Raw genomic sequence first — 17,983 nt, forward strand, 5'->3', positions numbered from 1 at the left:
GCGGAACGCCCCGCCCCCGGGCGCGGCCGACGCGGATGATGACCTGGAGGGCCCTCACGACCCGGCCCTGGTGGGCGAGATGCTCCTGGACAACGGGCTGCCGGAGCTGGCCGTGGGCTCGCTCCAATCCGCCTTCACGCAGGCGCCCCTGCCGCGCACCGGCCATGCCCTGGTGCTGGCGCTGCTGCACACCGGGCGGCTCCAGGAACTGGCCTCGCTGCTGGACAGCTCGCACGCCCGGCAGCTGTCCGAGGACACCCTGGCCCTCATCTCCGAGCACGCCGGGACGGCCAGCGAGGCCACACTCACCGAGCGAATTACCGCGCTGCGGCACGGGCGGACTCCTGCCACGGATGAGCCCCGCTGATTGCCGCGCCGCGCCAGAAGGTGCTCTCCGCCTGACGTCCCGACAGGCGGCCCATCAACTGCCTTGAGCGGGAGGCACGTATCCGGGTTATAGGGGCGTCCCCTCCAGCCAGAGGAAGGTCGCGCGTGTCTCGTCCCCGACTCATCAAAGAATCCTCAGAAGCGTCCGCGCCGCTCGAGCGGGAGCTGCTGGTCCGCATCCATGACCTCATGGTGAAGACGCGCGTCCTCGAGGAGCGCCTCATCCAGATGTACAAGCAGGGCCACGGATACTTCTGGATTGGCGGTCCCGGCGAGGAGGCATTCAACGTCTCCCTGGGCCTGCTCATGAAGAAGGGCCAGGGCCCCGACTTCGACTATCTGCATGCGCACTATCGGCAGTCCGGCACCCTGCTCGCGCTGGGTGAGGAGCCCATCGGCTCCCTGCGGCAGATGAAGAACACGGCCACGGACCCGTATTCGGGCGGCCGCAACTTCGCGGGCCACTACTCCGCCCGGAAGTACAACGTGGCGCCGGTGTCCTCGCCCATCGAGGTCCAGTACGCCATCGCCCCGGGCACGGCCATGGTGCAGAAGCGCCACGGCGGTGACGGCATCACCATCGTCACTGGTGGCGACGCCGGCACGGCTGAGGGCGATTTCGCCTCGTGCCTGGTGTGGAGCAGTCGCCCCGCCAACCCGCTGCCCATCCTCATCATCGTCACCAACAACAAGTGGGGCATCTCCACGGCGGCGGAGGGCCAGCACGGCGAGCAGCGCATCAGCGACCGCGGCAAGGCCTTTGGCATCCGCAGCAAGACCATCAACGGCAACGACGCCGTGGAGGCCTACACCGAGCTGCGCGAGGCCATGGCCTACGTGCGCGCGGAGCGCAAGCCCTTCCTCCTGGAGGCCAACGTGTCGCGCCTCTACGGCCACTCGTCGGCCTCCGGTGCCAACTACGTGAGCAACGAGGTCGACTGCCTCACGGACTTCGAGGCGAAGCTGGAGAAGGACGGCGTCCTGACGCGAGAGCAGATGGACGCGCTGCGCAACAGGTACACCGAGGAGATGGCCGCCGCCGCCCGACAGGTGCGCGACGAGCCACAGCCCGACCCCGAATCCATCTGGAAGCACATCTACGCGGAGGACAAGTAACCCATGGCGAACATGGCACAGGCCATCCGCATGGCCCTGCACTACGCCGAGGAGCACCTGGGCGTCACCGACATCTTCGGCGAGGACGTGGGCGCCCCCCTGGGCGGCGTCTTCACCTGCACGCAGGGTCTGAAGACGACGTGGAACTCTCCCCTGGACGAGCGCGGCATCATCGGCGCGGCCATGGGCATCGCCATGGCCGGCGGACGACCGGTGGCGGAGATCCAGTTCTGCGACTACGTCTACAACACCATCGACCTGCTGAAGCTGGCGGGCAACACCAGCTGGTCCACCTTCGGTGACTGGAACCTGCCCATGGTGGTGCGCACGCCGGTGGGCAGCGGCATCCGCGGGTCCATCTACCACTCGCACTCGTTCGACGCGACGATGACCCACATCGCCGGGTGGAAGGTGGTCATGCCCTCCACGCCGCTGGACGCGTACGGGCTGCTCATCACCGCGTGCCAGGAGAAGAACCCCGTCATGTTCCTGGAGCCCAAGGCGCTCCTGCGCGTGAAGGGCGAGGAGCGGATTCCGGGCGAGCCGGATGATGACCGCGCGCTGTCGAAGCTCATCGACGCGCCGCTGGGAGACCGCTCCCAGTGGAAGCCGCAGTGGCCTGCGGGCCTGGAGGCGTACGCGGTGCCCTTCGGCAAGGGCAAGATTGTGCGCGAGGGCACGCAGCTCACCGTGGTGAGCTACGGCCGCACCCTGCCCCTGTGCACGAAGGCCGCGGAGACGCTGGCCGCGGACGGCATCAGCGCGGAGGTCATCGACCTGCGCTCGCTGTGGCCGTACGACTGGGAGCTCATCAAGGCCTCCGTCCAGAAGACGGGCCGCGTCCTCTTCGTCAACGAGGACACCGAGGTGACGAACTTCGGAGAGCACCTGGTGCGCCGCACGGTGGAGGAGCTGTTCTACTCGCTGCTGGCCCCGCCGCGGCTGCTGGCCGGCAAGTTCCTGCCGGGCATCGGCCTGGCGGACGCGCTGGAGATGGCGTCGGTGCCGCAGCTGGGTGACATCACCACCGCCATCCGGTCGCTCGCGAGCGAGCAGCCGTAAGAGCGACACCCACAATCCCCTGCTCGTGAGCCCCTTGTCTCACGGGAGAAGCACCCCGGGCCGCCATTCCTCTTTGAAGGGATGGCGGCCCATTCGTTAGACTCCAAAGGCTTTGTCACAACCAATCTTCCGGACAGCCACTCCCGTCGCTGGCGCTGATGCGCCGGCCTTCCGTATCCGCCGCGCCCGCCGGGGTGACGCCGAAGCCATGGCGTCGCTCCTCAAGGAGCTGGGCTACCCCCAGGGGACGGACCAGCAGACGGTCCACTGGGTCGTCAGCCATCCGGAGATTGAAATCTTCGTGGCCGGCGACCCGCAGGACCGGCCCGTGGGCATGGTGTCCTTCTCCCACCGTCCCCAGCTCCGGCTGCGCGGACGCGTGGGCACCATCGACGAATTGGTGGTGACGGAGACCTGGCGTCGTCGCGGCGTGGGCCGCGCGCTCATCCGGCAGATTCTGGAGCGCTGCAAGGTGCTGAGCGCGAAGCAGCTCCAGCTCGTCTCACCCATGACGACGACGCCGGAGACGCGCAACTTCTACACGGCGTGTGGCTTCTCCGAAATCGACTCGGGCGTGTTCCGCCACGTCGATACGGAATCCCAGCGCTGACCGCGGCGAGGCGGCGGGCACCGACATTCGCGGTGCCCCCGGCCGCTATCGCTTGAAGCTGTCCACCACGCGCTGAAGCCGGGCCCGGTCCTCGTCGCTCATGTCCGTGAAGCGCACGCCAATGGCCTCGGCCTCGTCGCGCACCCAGGCGATGACGCCGGTGAGGTGGAACTCCTCGCCTTCAATGGCCATAGACAGGCGGACGTGGGAGCCCACGTCGTAGGACTTCCGCGTCAGCAGGCACAGGCCGCCCGCGGAGATGTTGATGGAGTACGCACGCAGCGCCCGCGCCGCGTCCTGCGTCTGGTTGAAGCGAACCTCGAACCGCGCTGCCACACGCTCATCCGCCCGCCGGTTCGCGTATGCGGCTGGATCCCCGTTCTCCATGTCATCCGCCGCCTTGGTTGTCATACGCACCCGATAGCCCCCACGTTCGACGCTCCTGGCGAACACCACGCTGCTTCCCACACCCACAGTTCCACAGGGCGACGCGCCAGGCCAACCTCCAGGCCCCGGGCGTCAGCCAAGTGTCCGCTGCTTTCCACGCCTGATTCAAGAGGCCCCCTCTATCGAATTCGGGTGCCTATGTCCTCGGAGACTTCCCTGGGAGCGCTCTGGAATGCGTGTGAACCGCCTCTATGTGTTGACTGGAACCCTGGCCTTGGCCCTCTGGGCCGCGGCCTGCAACGGCGGCAACGGGCCGGGCCCCGGCGGTCAGGAGGACGCGGGCACCGATGGGGGCGGAACACCCACCGGGGACGGTGGTGGGACGGACGCGGACGGCGGCGCGCGGGACTTCGCCTGCAACGTGGCGCGACAGGAGGGCTGTGCCGACGGCCAGGACTGCTACTTCGCGGACCTGGCGGACGGCGGCACCGGCAGCCGCTGCTTCGAAGCGGAGTGCGACGTGGTGGCCCAGGACTGCGCCCAGGACCAGCGCTGCACGTATGCGATGGAGAATGGCGTCACCCAGCGGCGCTGCGTGGCCCCGGGCACCGCGGACGAAGGCGCGCCCTGCACGCTGGCGCCCAGTGACGGGGGCCTGGCCTACGACACCTGCCGGCAAGGATTGTTCTGCCGCGAGGCGCCTGACGGCACAGGGAGTGGATTCACCTGCCAGCGCCTGTGCCATGCCACGACCCAATGTGGGAACGCGAGCGAGTGCAACACCGTGCTCCGCCTGGAAGGCACCGACGAGCTGCCGCTGGTCTGCGGCCCGCCGTCCATGGCGTGCAACCCCTTGGGCGATGACTGCGAGGCGCCACTCAGCTGCTACCCGTCCACGTCAGGCCCGCTGTGCGCGGGCAGCGGCAATCGGACGGAGGGGCAGTCGTGCGACTTCAGCAATCAATGCGCGCCGGGAAGCGCGTGTGTGAATGCGGGAGGCGGCCTCACCTGCCGCCCGCTCTGTCAGCCTGGTGGCATGCCCGCCTGCTCTACGGGCAGCTGCCGGGCATTGGATGGCAACCCAGGCGTGGGGGCTTGCGTCCACTAGACAGCAGGCCGGTCGCTGTGGCGGGCGGGCAGGCAGACGAGGCTTCGGAGGCGGAGGGTTCCCAGACGGCCGGCTGGCAGGGCACGGTGTGGTGTGCATCCTGCAAAGCCGGGAGGGATGGGAATGGGAATGAAGCCTGTGTGGCGGAAGGTCGTCGTGTGCGCGAGCAGCGCGCTGCTGGCGTGTGCTGGCAGCGTGACGGACTCACCCGACGGTGACCTGCCCCCAGAGGACGACAGCCACGCTTCCACGATGGAGCAGAACGCGCCGGACGCGTCACTGGAAGTCGCGCCCGTGTTGGTGCTGAACGACGGGCGGCAGGTGCAGGCCGTGCCGCCCTTCGCGCCGCCGGCGACTTCGTTCCAACCGGGCTTCCATCAAGCGCTCCGCGCGTCCCACTCCGCGGGAAGCGTGACGACCTTCCGCATGCGCGTGCCGGTGGCGCGTGACGGCGGGCGCATCCGCGTGACGTTCCGCTCGGGCGACGGAAGCATGACGCTGGTGCGTGCCACCGTGGCCCAGGCGGGCGCCAATGGAGCGCTGGCGTCCACGCCGGTGAAGCTCTCCTTCGATGGCGCGGAGGGCTTCACCGTGGACGCGCGCTCGCGGAAGACGTCGGACCCGGTGGACTTCCCGGTGGCGTTCCGGGACGAGCTGGCCATCACCTTCGAGGTCCGTGGCGCGCTGGCGGCCAGCGCCATCAGCGCCTTCCCAGGCAGCTTCGCGCGCGTGGGGAACCATGCGCTGGTGACGGGCGCGCTGGGCGGCACCCTGTTCGACCGCGCCGTCGGCGTGGCCACCGTCGACGTGGAAGGTCCCACGGGCCGCGCCTTCGTGGCCATTGGCGACAGCATCACCGAGGGATACATCGACACGAAGAACGACACGCGCAACGCCTGGCCCGCCAAGGTGGAGGCCGCGCTGGGCGTGCCCGTGGTGAACGCGGGCGTGAGTGGCCAGGGCTTCTACGACGCGCTGACGCTGCTCGACGGCGAGGTGCTGGCGCTCCAGGGCATCACCGACTGCATCGTCCTGCTGGGCACCAACGACCTGGGCGACAAGGACTCCCTGTCCGTCATCCAGGCGCGGATGAACACGATGCTGGGCCGGCTCGCGCCTTTCTGCCGCACCTGGGTCAGCACCCTGCTGCCCAAGGAGAAGTCGAACTACGCGCCCTACGAAGTGGTGAAGACCCAGCGGCTGGAGCTCAACTCGTGGCTCCGCGGCGGCGGCGCCGGCCCGGACATCATCGACCTGGAGGCGGTGACGCGCCAGCCCGCGAACGTGCACCTGTTCCTCGACGGGCTGGAGGTGGACGGCATCCACCCCAGCATCGAAGGCCACCGGGTGATGGCGGACGAAGTCGCGCGCGTGCTGCGCGAAGAGGGCGGCCTCTAGCCGCGCCCCCGCGCTCAGCCCTGGCGCGAGCCGAGCACGCCGTGGAGCACCAGCAGCTCCGCGAGCCCCGGCGGCGCCAGAATCCAGTCGTCCTCCGAGGGCACCCAGCGCACCGGGGCCCCGGCCCCCTCCAGCAGGCGGTTCACCTGGAGGAGCAGCGGCTCGAAGGTGGAGACGGGGGCCTCGCGGCTCCCCTCCGGTGCCGACACGTCGTGTCCTCCGGGCTCCAGGCGGAAGGCGGCGCGGCCTGGCTGGGGCGTCACCTCGAAACCAGGCAGGTACGGCTGCATGGCGGCCTGGAGCCGCTCCAACAGCGCGCCGTCCTCGTAGGGGTGGGACAGCTCCCAGTCGAAGAAGGTGGGCAACTGCGCGAGCAGCTCCAGGTGCAGCGGGTTGGCGCGGCTCTGCCGCCAGTGGTGCTCGGCCAGGTCATAGGCCGTGGCGGGCACGCGCAGCTCGTACTTCTCCAACTTCGCGAGCAGCTCGCCCATCCGCTCCACCAGGTCCGCGGGCGGCTCGGCGCGGGACACCCAGCCCCAGTCCGCCACCGACTGCCCGCGCCGCTGGCCTTCCACCCGGTCCCCTTCACGCAGCTGGAGCTGCGGCTCCGGGGCCTCCTCCTCCGGGTACAGCCCCGCGTGCAGGAGCGGCCCGCCCGATTCGGGCCGCAGCCGCGCGAAGCGGTGCGCCGGGTTGACCTCCACCACGCTGAACGTCTCCCTGGCCATCGCCGTCTCCTCGGATGTCCGACGTCGCGGAGCCTACCCGGTGTTGCGCATGCCGGCGGCGATGCCGTTGAGCGTGAGCAACAGTGGACGATCCACCTCCGCCTGGCCCTCGCGCTTGCGCTTGAGCAGCTCCACCTGGAGGAAGGACATGGGGTCCACATAGGGGTTGCGCAGGGAGATGCTGCGCTGGAGCTGCGGGTTGTTGTCGAGCAGCTTCGACTCGCCCGTCAGCCGCTTCACCTGCCTGCGCGTGCGCCGGTGCTCCTGCTGGATGCGCCGCCACACCGAACGGGTGGCGGGAGGCGCCAGCGACGCGTAACGCCCGGCGATGGCCATGTCCGACTTCGCCAGCACCATGGTGACGTTGTCGATGACGGCGCGGAAGAAGGGCCACTCCCGGTACATGCGCTTGAGCTGCGCCGCCCCACCCTCCTCCTTCGAGAAGGCCTCCAGCGCCGAGCCCACGCCGTACCAGCCCGGGAGGATGGCCCGGTTTTGCGTCCAGGCGAAGACCCACGGAATCGCGCGCAGCGTGTCCAGGCCTCCCGCCCTGCGCTTGCTGGGGCGCGAGCCGATGGGCAGCGACGCAATCTCCTCCACCGGCGTCGCGGCGGTGAAGAACTCCAGGAACCGCGGCTCCTCCCACACCAGGGCGCGATATGCCTTGCGCCCCGTCTCCGCCAGCGTGTCGAACACGGTGCGGAAGGTGCGCTCGGCCTCGGGCTCCGGTCGCGGCTGCGCATCCAGCGTGTGCAGCAGCACGCCGCCCAGGATGAGTTCCACCGTGCGCCGCGCCAGCTCCGGGCGCGCGTACTTGTGGTCCAGCGCCTCGCCCTGCTCCGTCGCCTTGTAGCCACCCGCCACCGCGCCCGGCGGCAGCGCGAGAATCGCCTCCTGCGCGGGACCACCGCCACGCGCCACGGACTCGCCGCGGCCGTGGAAGAGTCGCAGCGGGACACCCGCCTCGCGAGACACCTCCGTGAGCGCCACCTGCGCGCGGTACAGCGCCGCGCTGGCCGCCAGGAGCCCTACCTCCTTGCCGGAGTCGCTGTAGCCCACCATCACCTCCTGGCCACCGCGCACGTCCAGGTGCTTGCGGTACTCCGCGTCCGCGAAGAGCGTGCGCAGCACGTCCGGGCCCGAGTCCAGCGCGCCCAGCTGCTCGAACAGCGGCACCACATTCGCCGTGGCGCAGCCCCGCTTCTCGTCCCACAGGCCCGCGTGCTTCAAGCAGCGGAAGGCCGCGAGCACGTCCTCGGCGGTGCTGGCCATGCTGAGGATGAGCGTGCGGCACGCGGGCTCACCCGACTCCGACTGGGCCTCCTTCAGCCGCGCCAGCACTTCCAGGAGCCGCGCCCCACCTTCCGTGGGCGCCGGGCCCCCGTTGAACGAGCCCGCCGCGCTCACCGCGTCCTCGGCCGGCGCGCGCACCTCCAGCTCCGCCAGCGACAGTCCCAGCGCGAGCACCCGCTCCCGGACCTGCCGCACGTCGCGAAGTCCCGCGTGCGTGCCCTTCGACGCCTCCAGCGCGCGGCCCAGCACGTCCAGGTCCGCCAGCAAGGACTCCGGCGTGCGGTAGGCGCCCTGCGGCATGGGGACGCTCGCCCCGGCGCGCTGCTGCGTCACGTAGTGGAGCGCACGGTGCAGCCGCTCCTCCATGAAGCGCAGCTTGTGCCGCAGCGGCTCGCCCGGGGTACGGGGACCGTAGCGGCGCTCGGTCTCGGGCAGCTCCTCCGCGTCCTTCGCCACCGAGCTCAGCAGCTCCTCGGACGGCCTCGCGTGACGCGCCGACTGGGACAGCCGCCCGCCCAACCGCTCCAGGTCAAGCAGCAACCGCCGCAGTCCCCGGGCCCGGTGCGCGCGCAGCGTGTCCGCGAACACGTCGGGCGTCACCAGCGGGTTGCCATCCATGTCCCCGCCCACCCATGAGTGGATGCGCACGGGCGTGTCCACCGGACCCAGCGGCTCGCCGTAGGCGCGCTCGAAGGCCCAGTCCAGCAGCTCGGGGAGCAGGGACAGCTCGTCCGCGAGCACCTCCTCCACGTACCAGAGGACGTTCTTCACCTCGTCACCCACGGTGGGGCGCTCGCGGCGCAGCTCGTCCGTCTGCCACAGGAGGGTGATTTCCTCGCGCAGCAGCGCCAGGTTCACCGAGGACTCGCGCGGCGTCAGCGCGCAGCGGTCCCGCTCCTCCAGCAGGCCCGCCATGCGGTCGAGCTTATCCAGCAGCGTGCGGCGCACGGCCTGCGTGGGGTGTGCGGTGAGCGTCAGCGTCACGCGCATGGTGCGCATGGCCTCGCGCACGCGCTCCGCGGGGATGCCCGCTTCCTTGAGCACTTGCAGCGTGGCCTCCAGCGAGCCGCGCTGGGGCTTGGCGGACGCGACCTCCGCGTGGGTGCGGGCGCGGCGGATGCGGTGGTGCTGCTCCGCCAGGTTCACCAACTGGAAGTAGACGGAGAAGGCGCGCAGCACCGGCTCGGCCCGTTCCAGCGGCAGGCGTTGGAGCACCTCCGCCAGCTCGGCCGCCACCGCGCGCCGGCCGGCCACGGGGCCTCGGCGGCGCTGGATGGCGAGGCGGCGCACTTCTTCTTCCAGGTCGAAGAGCGCCTGCCCTTCCTGTTCGACGAGGACTTCTCCCAGGAGCCGGCCAAGCAGGCGGACATCCCGGCGCAGCGGCTGATCCACGGCACGCAGTCGGGCCATATGGTGCGACGGTAGCCGCTGAGCAGCGAACTGGCCCGCATTTCCGCGCGAGAAAGTGACGTGCGCCCGCGAATCACGGCGATGCGTCTGTCATTCCCGACCGACTCGGCCCCGAAACGCGCCAGCACGCGCCACCGCCCGAAAGCCACCCGGCCCCGTGGCTCCTGAGCCACACACCCGCCCGGTCCAGGCCTTGCACAACAGGCCTCCCGTGGGCCGCGAACGACACCGCGGCCGAGGAGCTTGTCGCCATGTGGACGATGCGGGGGTGGAAGGTGACGTTGCTGTGTGGCTGGCTGGCCGCGCCGGTGGCCCTGGCCGAGACGACGATGCTCGACGGGGTGCCGAGGGAGGCGAGGGCCGCGCGTGGCGCGGAGCTGCTCCCCTCCGAGCCGATGTTCCCCGACGCGGGCCCAGGCGAGGTGGACGGCCCCGTCCTTCGCTACGCGGAGCCGGTGTCCTGCCCCGCCGCGCCCGAGGGCCGGGTGTGGGTGGCGGAGACGCAGGCGTGCGACGACGCCGGCTGCGAGTCGCTCACGACGGTGTGGGCGGGCTCGTGGACCGTCGAGGACGCGGGGCTGGAGGTGCGCTGTGAGACGGACCGCGTGGTGCTGGCCGCGGGCGAATGGCGGATGGTGCTCACGCCAGGCGCGGGCGGCGGGCTGGAGGTGAGTGAGCTGACGCCGCCGGAGCCCGAGTCGCTGTCGGCGGCGCGTCCCTCGGAGACACCGGCCTCCGAGGACTGAGCCGGGCTACACGCCGATGCGGCGGAGCATCAGGATGGGGCCTTCATCCAGGCGCCTGTCCCGCAGGTCGATCTCGCAGTCAATCATCCAGTCGCCGTGCCCTTCCGGGTCGATGATGCGCTGCTGGGTCTCCCACAGCCGCGTGCCGGACTCCTTCAGGAAGGTGTTGGCGGGCTTGCGCGCCTGGGGCGTGAGCACCACGACCTTGTGCTCCTCGAAGTACGGCGCCATGGCCTGCTCCAGCTTGGGGGCCGTCCATTCGCCCAGCGCGTTGTCCAGCATGGCCAGCGCGTCCATGTAGCGCTTCTGGCCCAGCGCCTTGAGCAGCCGGTGCAGCTCCTCGCGCACGCGCGCGGCGAAGGCCTTCGGGTCGTCGGTGAGCTCCTTCGGCTTGAGCTCCACCACCGGCTTCGCCTCGACGGCGGCGTCCGGGTTGCGCATGCGCTCCCACTCATCCAGCAGGCTGGAGTCCACCTGCCGGAGCGTGGCGCGCAGGTGGTCGATGAAGTCCTCCACCTCCTCCGTGCGGAAGCGCTCCGGCACCGTCTGCACCAGCGTCTTGTACGTGTCATTCACGTACCGCAGCAGCACGCCCTCGCTGCGCTGCAGGCCGTACTCACGGATGTAGTCCGGGAAGGACATGAACCGCTCGAACATGTCCCGGACAATGGACTTGGGCCGGATGTTCTCCTCGCCCACCCACGGGTGCTTCTGCGCGAACTTGTTGAAGGTGCCGTAGATGAAGTCGCGGTTGGGCTTGGGCCACTCGAGCTTCTCGAGCTCCGCCATGCGGTCGTCGTACTCCACGCCCTGCGCCTTCAGCTCGTTGATCTTCTCGCCCTTGAGCTGGTTGAGCTGCGCGTAGAGCACCACGTCCGGGTTCTCCAGGATGGCCTCCACCAGCGACACCACGTCGAGCGCGTACGTGTCCGTGGTCGGATCCAGCAGCTCCAACGTGTCGAGCAGGTACAGCGACAGCGTGTGGTTGAGGCTGAAGTCGTGCTGCATCTCCCCCGCCACCTTCACCGTGGCACCCGAGCCGCCCTGCCCCTTCTCCACCTCGATGATTTCCGCCTCGCGCAGCGTGCGGAAGTCGCGCGCGGCCTCCTTGAGGTGCCGGCGCTTGAGGTAGTCCGAGTCGTGGCTGCGCTGCACCAGCGTCACCAGCCGCTTGTACCCGCCGTTGCCTTCCGTCTGGTGGTCGCTCTGGAGCAGGTTGAGAATCATGCCGTGCGACACCGCGAAGCGGGACTCCAGTGGCTCCGGCATGCCGTTCTGGAGCCGCTCGAAGGTGCTCCGGTCGTATTGCACGAAGTTCTTCTGCGGCGGCTTGGCCTTGGGCGTCTTCTTCTTGCCCGCGGCCTCCTTGGCGGCCAGCTTGATGTTCTCGATGACGTACTCGGGCGCCTGGGCCACCACGCTGCCCTGGGTGTCGAAGCCCTTGCGGCCCGCGCGGCCGGCGATCTGCTGGAAGTCGCGCACGCTCAGCGTGGTCAGCTTCTCGCCGTTGAACTTGAAGAGCTGCGTGAAGAGCACCGTGCGGATGGGGATGTTGACGCCCACGCCCAGCGTGTCCGTGCCGCTGATGACCTTGAGGTGTCCGTGCTGGGCCAGCTTCTCCACCAGCAGGCGGTACTTGGGCAGCAGGCCGGCGTGGTGCATGCCGATGCCGTGGCGCAGGAAGCGCTGGAACTCCTTGCCATAGGGCGTGTCGAAGGGCGCGTCCTGGAGCGCCAGCCGGATGGCCTCCTTCTCCTCCTTGGTGGAGAAGTCCACGCTCATCAGGTTCTGCGCCTGCTCGGCGGCGGTGCGCTGGGTGAAGTTCACCAGGTAGATGGGGTACTTCCCACGAGCAATCAGGTCTTCAATCGTCTCGTGCAGCGGCGACTCGCGGTAGTCGAAGTCCAGCGGCACGGGGCGCTCGGCGCTGCGCACGGTGGCCACTTCCCGGCCGGTGAGCTTCGCCAGGCTCTCCTCGATGACGTGCGTGGGGCCCAGCGTGGCGGACATCAGCAGGAAGGTGGTGTCCGGCAGCGCGATGAGCGGCAACTGCCAGGCCACGCCGCGCTCGCGGTCCGAGTAGTAGTGGAACTCGTCCATGACGACGTAGTCCACGCGGGCGCTCGCGTCGCGCAGGGCCAGGTTGGCGAGGATTTCGGCGGTGCAGCAGATGATGGGCGCGTCGCGGTTGATGCTCGCATCGCCGGTGAGCATGCCCACGTTCTCCGCGCCGAAGGCGTCGCAGAGGGCGAAGAACTTCTCGTTCACCAGGGCCTTGATGGGGCAGGTGTAGAAGGAGACCTTCCCCTCCGCCATGGCCTTGAAGTGGAGCGCCGTCGCCACCAGCGACTTGCCGGAGCCGGTGGGCGTCTTGAGGAACAGGTGCTTGCCCGCCAGCAGCTCCAGGATGGCCTCTTCCTGGGCGGAATAGAGGCTCAAGCCATTGGCCGCCACGTAGCCGACGAAGCGGTTGAGGATTTCATCCGCGTCCAGGGGCGGTTCGCCCTTCTTGGGGAGCAGTGCGGCGAGCGGAGCTTGGGTTTCAGGGGTGGCCATCACCCGTGGACAATAGGCGGCGCGCCCGGCCCCTACCGGGAAAATCGCAATCGGCGGCACGGGGCGTGACGGCAGGCGCCCCCTTCCCGCACGGAAGGGCCGGGGGAAGGCCCCCTGGAGGGGTGTCCGCGAGTCTCCGGGCGCAAGGTCCGCGGGCGCGATACCCGGGCCCCGGCCCCCTCCATACCGTTGCCCCTGGACTGAAGTCAGGGGGTGGGGATGCGGAGAACCGTCAGACAGAAGATGACGCGCCTCAAGCGCGCGGCGCTGCTGGGAGGTCTGGCTTCCGCGCCCTGCCTCTGGAGCGGCTGTGAGCAGCGACGGGACCCCACGGTGGGCGAGGCCGATGTTGCCGAGGCCCCGGTTGTCGCGGGGCTGGAAGGCGGTCCCCCCACCGACACGATTCCAACGGCTGACGGCGGGAATGCTGGCGCAGGGCCGGGCCAGGCACCAGGCCACGCCGACACCGGCACGGGGGCGGGAGCCCACGGCGGGACCGGCAGCCGGAGCGAGACTCCAGGCGCGAGCGCATACATGCCCGGCAGCGGCCCGCGGCACAGCGGCAGCAGAGCCGGTGGTGGCAGCGCCCCCGGAACAGCGGCGGTTGGACCGTTGGTGGCAGCGGCCCGCGCGACAGCGGCAGCCGGGCCGCTGGTGGTAGCGGCGCTGGCCGAAGTGGCTTCGGAGGCGGGGGCAGCCTCACGGGTGGCCACAGCGCCACCGGTGGGGACAGCCTGTCGAGCGGCAACAGCGTGACGGGGGGCGGCAGCAGCACCGGCCAAGGCGGCAGTGGCTCGGGTAGAGCCACGGGTTTGCGCAACTGAGGAAGCAGCGCGGGGGCTCGGCCTCGGGAAGTAGAGGGCTGGACTGTGCCAGTGGCGGCGACAGCGCGTCCGGCGACGGCAGCGGCGAGGAGGCTCGCGGTCCGGTGGGATGCTGGGGCGCTGACGCCGCCTCACGCGGTGCACCTCACCGCCACGCGCGTTGCAATCGCGCTGGAGGAACGGCCGGAGCGCGTGTCGCCTGGACCCGGCGCTCCTCGAAAAGCAAACGGGATGAGCCGACCGTGCCGCCCATCCCGCGCGTTCAAACCAATGTGACGCGGCCTACGTCGTCGGCTGCGTCGTCTGGGTGACCGGGGCCTGCGCCCCTGCTGCCCGATGTCCTCCAGCACATCGTTCACCAACGCCATCAGCGCATGCGGCCCGGTGCCCGTCCTCGTTCCGGCTGCCTGAAGCATGGCCTCGACGCCGCCGCGCGCCGGTGCTCTACCTCCGGCTGGAGGGCGTGGACGGGCTGGAAGCCCAGGCCCAGATGCGCGCGAACTCGCCGGCCTGAGCCGCATCGCCGCGGGCACCACGCCGGAGCGGCCTTCGGGCACCAGTCCCGCCATCGCCGATGGTGCGCGACCGCATCGCCCGGGTTGCGCCATCGGAAGCCGCGGCGCTGATTCTGGGCGACTCCAGCACGGGCAAGGAGCGCGCGCATGGCCAGCCGCAACCGCACGGACTTCTACGGGCCGCTGCGCCGCCTCGGGCTGTCCCCCCGTCCACCGAAGCGTTGTCGCGTGCACATCTCACTCGTGCTTCCCGGCCATGGCGGTGTGCTTTTCAACTGCCCAACGTTCAGCTGAACAGCAGTTGAGGGGGACAACAGTCATGCGAATCACACGAGCGATGTTGGGTGTGGCGATGGTGGGGACGGCCGTGATGTTCGCCGGCTGCGGAGAGAGCAGCGCCAGCGAGAACACACTGGGGCCCCAGCAGGCCGCCGCGGGCCAGCCAGTGACGCTCACGGACGGCCAGATTCTGGGCGTGCTCCTGGTGGCCAACGCGGGCGAGGTGATGCTGGGCCAGGTGGGCCAGGCGCAAGCCACCGACCCGACGGCACGTGACTTCAACGCACGCATGGTCACCATGCACTCAGAGGTCATCAAGCGCCTGGAGCAGCTGGCCATGGCCCAGGGCATCGCACCCGCGGAGAGCCCGGTGTCGCAGCACCTCGAGCAGACGGCACAGAAGACCATCGACCTGCTGAGCGCCACGCAGGCCCCGGCCTTCGACCTGTCGGTGATGGATGCGCAGGTCGCTGCCCACGCCGGTACCGCCCTGCTGGGGGATTCCCTGCTCGCGATGCAAGTGCAGAACCCGGCGCTCAAGGATGAGCTGATGGCAATTCGGAAGACGGTCCAGGCCCATCTCCAGGAGGCCTCGAACATCCAGACCACCCTCTTCAACGCGAAGCAGCCCTAGCCGCGACGCGCAGCCGTCCGCCTGGGAGTCGCAGCCCCGGGCGTGACGGCGCTTCGCGCGTGACGGCGTCCGGACAATGCCCCCTGTCGCTGGGGGCGATGGCAAGGTGAACGCCCGACTCCAGCGCGCGTCAGAGCACCTTCACGGCCTTCACCATGTCCGGCGACAGCTCCTCGTGCTGAAGGATGGAGAAGCCCAGCTTCCGGCTGATGGTCTGCATGGCGCGGTTGCCCGCGAGGATGTCCGCGACGATGCGCTCCATGCCCCAGTCCCGGCCGATGTCCACCAGCCGCTTCAGCATCTCCGCGCCCAGCCCCTGCCGCTGCACCGGGTCGCTGATGAGGATGGCGAACTCCGCGTCGCGCGTGCCTCGCAGCCGCGTGAGCCGGCCCACGCCGAGCAGCTCTCCGTCCTTGCGCTCCGCCACCAGCGCCATCTCCCGCGCGTAGTCGTTGAAGCAGATGCGGGACAGCCGCTCGTGCGCCACGCGCGTGCTCAGCTGCATCAGCCCCGCGTAGCGCAGGAACACCGTCTGCTCCGACAGCGTGCGGTGGAACTCCGCCATCTTCGGCTCGTCCTCCGGGCGGATGGGCCGCAGCAGAATCTCCTCGCCGCTGCGCAGCCGGTAGGGCGCCACGTACTGGTTCGGGTACGGCTCGATGGCCAGCTTCGGCAACTCCGCCTCCGTCACCGAGGCCGGGTGCAGCACCACGCGCGCGTCCAGGGCCAGCAGCCGCTCGGGCGAGGCCAGCAGCGGGTTGATGTCCACCTCCTTCACGAAGCGCTGCTCCGCCACCAGCTGGCTGAAGCGCACCATGAGCTGCTCCAGCGCCTTCAGGTCCACCGGCGGGCGGCCCCGGACGCCCTTCAATGCCTCGTAGATGCGCGTCTGCTCCATCATCCGCCGCGCCAGCGTGGTGTTCAGCGGCGGCAGCCCCAGCGCCCGGTCCCTGAACACCTCCACCAACGTCCCGCCCGCGCCGAAGAGCAGCACCGGACCGAACTGCGCGTCCACGCTGCTGCCCACGATGAGTTCATAGCCATCCAGCCGCACCATGGGCTGCACGGTGACGCCGTCGAACGCGCTCCCCTGCCCCATCGCCTCCAGCCGCGTCCGGATGCCCCGGAAGGCGGCGCGCACGGCCTCCGCATCCGGAAGGTTCAGCCGCACGCCGCCCACGTCGGTCTTGTGCGTCACCGTGAGCGAGTGGAGCTTCACCACCACCGGGAAACCCAGGGCCGCGGCCTCCGCCACCGCGGCCTCCTCCGTCACCGCCAGCCGCGTCTCCACGGTGGGGATGCCGTACGCGGCGAGCAGCTTCTTGGACTCGTACTCCGTCAGCAGCGTCCGCCCTTCCGCGCGTGCTGACTCCACCCACCGGCGCACCTCGTCCCGGGCGCTGCTCACCGCCTGCGCCAACGCGGGCGTCTCATACAGGCCCGCCAGGTTGTACGTGTAGCGCCACATGTAATTGAAGATGCGCGCCGCCGTGTCCGGATAGCCGAAGGTAGGGATGCCCGCATCGTTGAGGATGCGCTCCCCGGCCGCGACCTCCGAGCCGCCCATCCAGCTGGCCAGCACCGGCTTGCCATGCAGCTTCGCGTAGGGCTTGAGACGGTCCGCCGTCTGCGTGGGCTCCGTCATGTCCTGCGGCGTGAGGATGACGAGCAGCCCGTCACTGCCTTCGTCCTGGCCCGTGACTTCCAGCGCCTTCGCGAAGCGCTCCGGGTCCGCGTCTCCCAGGATGTCCACCGGGTTGCCGTGGCTCCACTGCGGCGGCAGGAAGGCGTCCAACGCATCGCGCGTGGACGCGCTGAGCGTGGCCAGCTCGCCGCCCCCTGACACCAGCGCGTCCGTGGCCAGCACCCCGGGGCCGCCCGCGTTGGTGAGCACCGTGAGGCGCCGGCCCGCGGGGCGCGGCTGCCGGGCCAGCGTCTCCGCCATGTAGAAGAGGTCGGCGATGGAATCCACGCGCAGCACGCCGGTGCGGCGGAAGGCGGCGCTGAGCACCTCGTCACTGCCCGTCAGCGAGCCCGTGTGAGACGCCGCCGCCTGCGCGGCCTGCGCCGTGCGGCCAGCCTTGATGACGATGATGGGCTTGGTGAGCGCCACCTCGCGCGCCGCGGAGAGGAAGGCCCGCGCGTCGCCAATGGACTCCATGTACAGCAGGATGGAGCGCGTCATCGGGTCGTCCGCCAGGAAGTCGATGAGGTCGCCCCAGCCCACGTCCAGCATCGAGCCCACCGACACGAAGGCGCTGAAGCCCACCGCCTCGCGCAGGCTCCAGTCGAGGATGGACGTCAGCAGCGCCCCGCTCTGGCTGATGAAGGCCACGTTGCCCGGCCGGGCCATGGCGCCAGCGAACGTCGCGTTGAAGCCGCTGGGCGGACGCATCACCCCCAGGCAGTTGGGGCCGATGATGCGCACCTGGGCCGCCTGCGCGATGCGGAGGATCTCCTGCTCCAGGCGCTCCCCCTCCGCCCCAATCTCCTTGAATCCCGCGGAGAGGATGATGGCGCCCCGGATGCCCAACTCCGCGCACTCCTGGATGACGCCGGGCACCGCTTTCGCGGGCGTGACGACGATGGCCAGGTCCACCCGCTCCGGCAAGGCCCCCAAGGACGGCCATGCCTTGATGCCCAGCACGTTGGGCCGCTTCGGGTTGATGGGGTAGACGGTGCCACCAAAGGGGTTGCTGATGAGGTTCCACAACACGGTGCGCCCCACGCTGCCGGGCCGCTCGGTGGCCCCGACGACGGCCACGCTGCGCGGCGCGAAGAGGACGTCCAGCGGCAGCCGCGTCCGCTGCTGGTGGAGCACGTTGTAGGACGGGTCCGTCTTCGAGGTACCAGGGGCGCGCGTGTCCATGGCCTTCGTCATTGCGGCCGGGCTCGCCAGGGCGCAATGGCCTTCTCGTGCCTGCCCGTGG

Annotated in this window: 13 protein-coding genes; 8 read left to right on the plus strand and 5 right to left on the minus strand. The window is 70.1% G+C overall.

Annotated elements, in window-relative coordinates:
• Positions 1-79: 79 nt before the first annotated feature.
• The 4 genes from QEG98_RS24300 (at position 80) to QEG98_RS24315 (ending at position 3,175) form a co-directional block, all read left to right on the plus strand.
• The gene (locus tag QEG98_RS24300) at positions 80-367 is read left to right on the plus strand and encodes a hypothetical protein (protein WP_316563013.1); all 288 of its coding nucleotides are present in this window, start codon (positions 80-82) and stop codon (positions 365-367) included.
• 125 nt (positions 368-492) lie between these two features.
• Positions 493-1,503 carry a thiamine pyrophosphate-dependent dehydrogenase E1 component subunit alpha gene (locus QEG98_RS24305; RefSeq protein WP_316563014.1) on the plus strand — a complete coding sequence of 337 codons (1,011 nt, stop codon included), beginning with the start codon at positions 493-495 and terminating at the stop codon, positions 1,501-1,503.
• A gap of 3 nt (positions 1,504-1,506) precedes the next feature.
• Positions 1,507-2,565: an alpha-ketoacid dehydrogenase subunit beta gene (locus QEG98_RS24310; protein ID WP_316563015.1), complete on the plus strand. Its 1,059-nt coding sequence runs from the start codon at positions 1,507-1,509 to the stop codon at positions 2,563-2,565.
• Between the two features lie 208 nt (positions 2,566-2,773).
• A complete protein-coding gene (locus tag QEG98_RS24315) occupies positions 2,774-3,175 on the plus strand; it encodes a GNAT family N-acetyltransferase (protein WP_237078582.1) in 402 nt (133 codons plus the stop codon).
• A gap of 45 nt (positions 3,176-3,220) precedes the next feature.
• Here the strand turns inward: QEG98_RS24315 and QEG98_RS24320 are convergent, their stop codons facing one another.
• Positions 3,221-3,586, minus strand: a complete 366-nt coding sequence (locus QEG98_RS24320; protein ID WP_216608601.1) for a TIGR02266 family protein — start codon at positions 3,584-3,586, stop codon at positions 3,221-3,223.
• A 208-nt stretch (positions 3,587-3,794) separates the two neighbouring features.
• Here QEG98_RS24320 and QEG98_RS24325 point away from each other — a divergent pair, with 208 nt between their 5' ends.
• Together QEG98_RS24325 and QEG98_RS24330 are read left to right on the plus strand one after the other, a co-directional pair.
• Positions 3,795-4,670 carry a hypothetical protein gene (locus QEG98_RS24325; protein WP_316563016.1) on the plus strand — a complete coding sequence of 292 codons (876 nt, stop codon included), beginning with the start codon at positions 3,795-3,797 and terminating at the stop codon, positions 4,668-4,670.
• A 123-nt stretch (positions 4,671-4,793) separates the two neighbouring features.
• Positions 4,794-6,068: an SGNH/GDSL hydrolase family protein gene (locus QEG98_RS24330; RefSeq protein WP_316563017.1), complete on the plus strand. Its 1,275-nt coding sequence runs from the start codon at positions 4,794-4,796 to the stop codon at positions 6,066-6,068.
• A gap of 14 nt (positions 6,069-6,082) precedes the next feature.
• Here QEG98_RS24330 and QEG98_RS24335 read toward each other — a convergent pair whose 3' ends face one another.
• Positions 6,083-6,796: a hypothetical protein gene (locus QEG98_RS24335; protein ID WP_316563018.1), complete on the minus strand. Its 714-nt coding sequence runs from the start codon at positions 6,794-6,796 to the stop codon at positions 6,083-6,085.
• A 33-nt stretch (positions 6,797-6,829) separates the two neighbouring features.
• Complete coding sequence (locus QEG98_RS24340) at positions 6,830-9,499, minus strand: phosphoenolpyruvate carboxylase (protein ID WP_316563019.1); 2,670 nt, start codon at positions 9,497-9,499, stop codon at positions 6,830-6,832.
• Positions 9,500-9,750: 251 nt separating this feature from the next.
• Here QEG98_RS24340 and QEG98_RS24345 point away from each other — a divergent pair, with 251 nt between their 5' ends.
• Positions 9,751-10,245, plus strand: a complete 495-nt coding sequence (locus tag QEG98_RS24345; RefSeq protein ID WP_316563020.1) for a hypothetical protein — start codon at positions 9,751-9,753, stop codon at positions 10,243-10,245.
• A 6-nt stretch (positions 10,246-10,251) separates the two neighbouring features.
• Here the strand turns inward: QEG98_RS24345 and QEG98_RS24350 are convergent, their stop codons facing one another.
• The gene (locus QEG98_RS24350) at positions 10,252-12,801 is read right to left on the minus strand and encodes a DEAD/DEAH box helicase (protein WP_090494154.1); all 2,550 of its coding nucleotides are present in this window, start codon (positions 12,799-12,801) and stop codon (positions 10,252-10,254) included.
• Positions 12,802-14,459: 1,658 nt separating this feature from the next.
• On the opposite strand from QEG98_RS24350, the gene QEG98_RS24355 reads away from it, so the two are divergent.
• Positions 14,460-15,053 carry a DUF4142 domain-containing protein gene (locus QEG98_RS24355; RefSeq protein WP_244172191.1) on the plus strand — a complete coding sequence of 198 codons (594 nt, stop codon included), beginning with the start codon at positions 14,460-14,462 and terminating at the stop codon, positions 15,051-15,053.
• Positions 15,054-15,183: 130 nt separating this feature from the next.
• Here QEG98_RS24355 and QEG98_RS24360 read toward each other — a convergent pair whose 3' ends face one another.
• On the minus strand, positions 15,184-17,922 hold the full coding sequence (locus tag QEG98_RS24360) for a bifunctional acetate--CoA ligase family protein/GNAT family N-acetyltransferase (RefSeq protein WP_316563021.1): 2,739 nt from the start codon (positions 17,920-17,922) through the stop codon (positions 15,184-15,186).
• Between the last annotated feature and the right edge of the window lie 61 nt (positions 17,923-17,983).

Source organism: Myxococcus sp. MxC21-1 (genome assembly GCF_032612255.1).
In the GTDB taxonomy this organism is placed as follows: Bacteria; Myxococcota; Myxococcia; order Myxococcales; family Myxococcaceae; genus Myxococcus; species Myxococcus virescens.

What these genes read in the sequence shown, in the direction of transcription:
- QEG98_RS24340 (WP_316563019.1), bottom strand. Translation starts at nt 9,499, where the DNA reads ATGGCCCGACTGCGTGCCGTGGATCAGCCGCTGCGCCGGGATGTCCGC.
- QEG98_RS24345 (WP_316563020.1), top strand. Translation starts at nt 9,751, where the DNA reads ATGTGGACGATGCGGGGGTGGAAGGTGACGTTGCTGTGTGGCTGGCTG.
- QEG98_RS24325 (WP_316563016.1), top strand. Translation starts at nt 3,795, where the DNA reads ATGCGTGTGAACCGCCTCTATGTGTTGACTGGAACCCTGGCCTTGGCC.
- QEG98_RS24355 (WP_244172191.1), top strand. Translation starts at nt 14,460, where the DNA reads ATGCGAATCACACGAGCGATGTTGGGTGTGGCGATGGTGGGGACGGCC.
- QEG98_RS24300 (WP_316563013.1), top strand. Translation starts at nt 80, where the DNA reads ATGCTCCTGGACAACGGGCTGCCGGAGCTGGCCGTGGGCTCGCTCCAA.
- QEG98_RS24335 (WP_316563018.1), bottom strand. Translation starts at nt 6,796, where the DNA reads ATGGCCAGGGAGACGTTCAGCGTGGTGGAGGTCAACCCGGCGCACCGC.
- QEG98_RS24360 (WP_316563021.1), bottom strand. Translation starts at nt 17,922, where the DNA reads ATGGACACGCGCGCCCCTGGTACCTCGAAGACGGACCCGTCCTACAAC.
- QEG98_RS24330 (WP_316563017.1), top strand. Translation starts at nt 4,794, where the DNA reads ATGGGAATGAAGCCTGTGTGGCGGAAGGTCGTCGTGTGCGCGAGCAGC.
- QEG98_RS24310 (WP_316563015.1), top strand. Translation starts at nt 1,507, where the DNA reads ATGGCGAACATGGCACAGGCCATCCGCATGGCCCTGCACTACGCCGAG.
- QEG98_RS24350 (WP_090494154.1), bottom strand. Translation starts at nt 12,801, where the DNA reads ATGGCCACCCCTGAAACCCAAGCTCCGCTCGCCGCACTGCTCCCCAAG.
- QEG98_RS24320 (WP_216608601.1), bottom strand. Translation starts at nt 3,586, where the DNA reads ATGACAACCAAGGCGGCGGATGACATGGAGAACGGGGATCCAGCCGCA.
- QEG98_RS24315 (WP_237078582.1), top strand. Translation starts at nt 2,774, where the DNA reads ATGGCGTCGCTCCTCAAGGAGCTGGGCTACCCCCAGGGGACGGACCAG.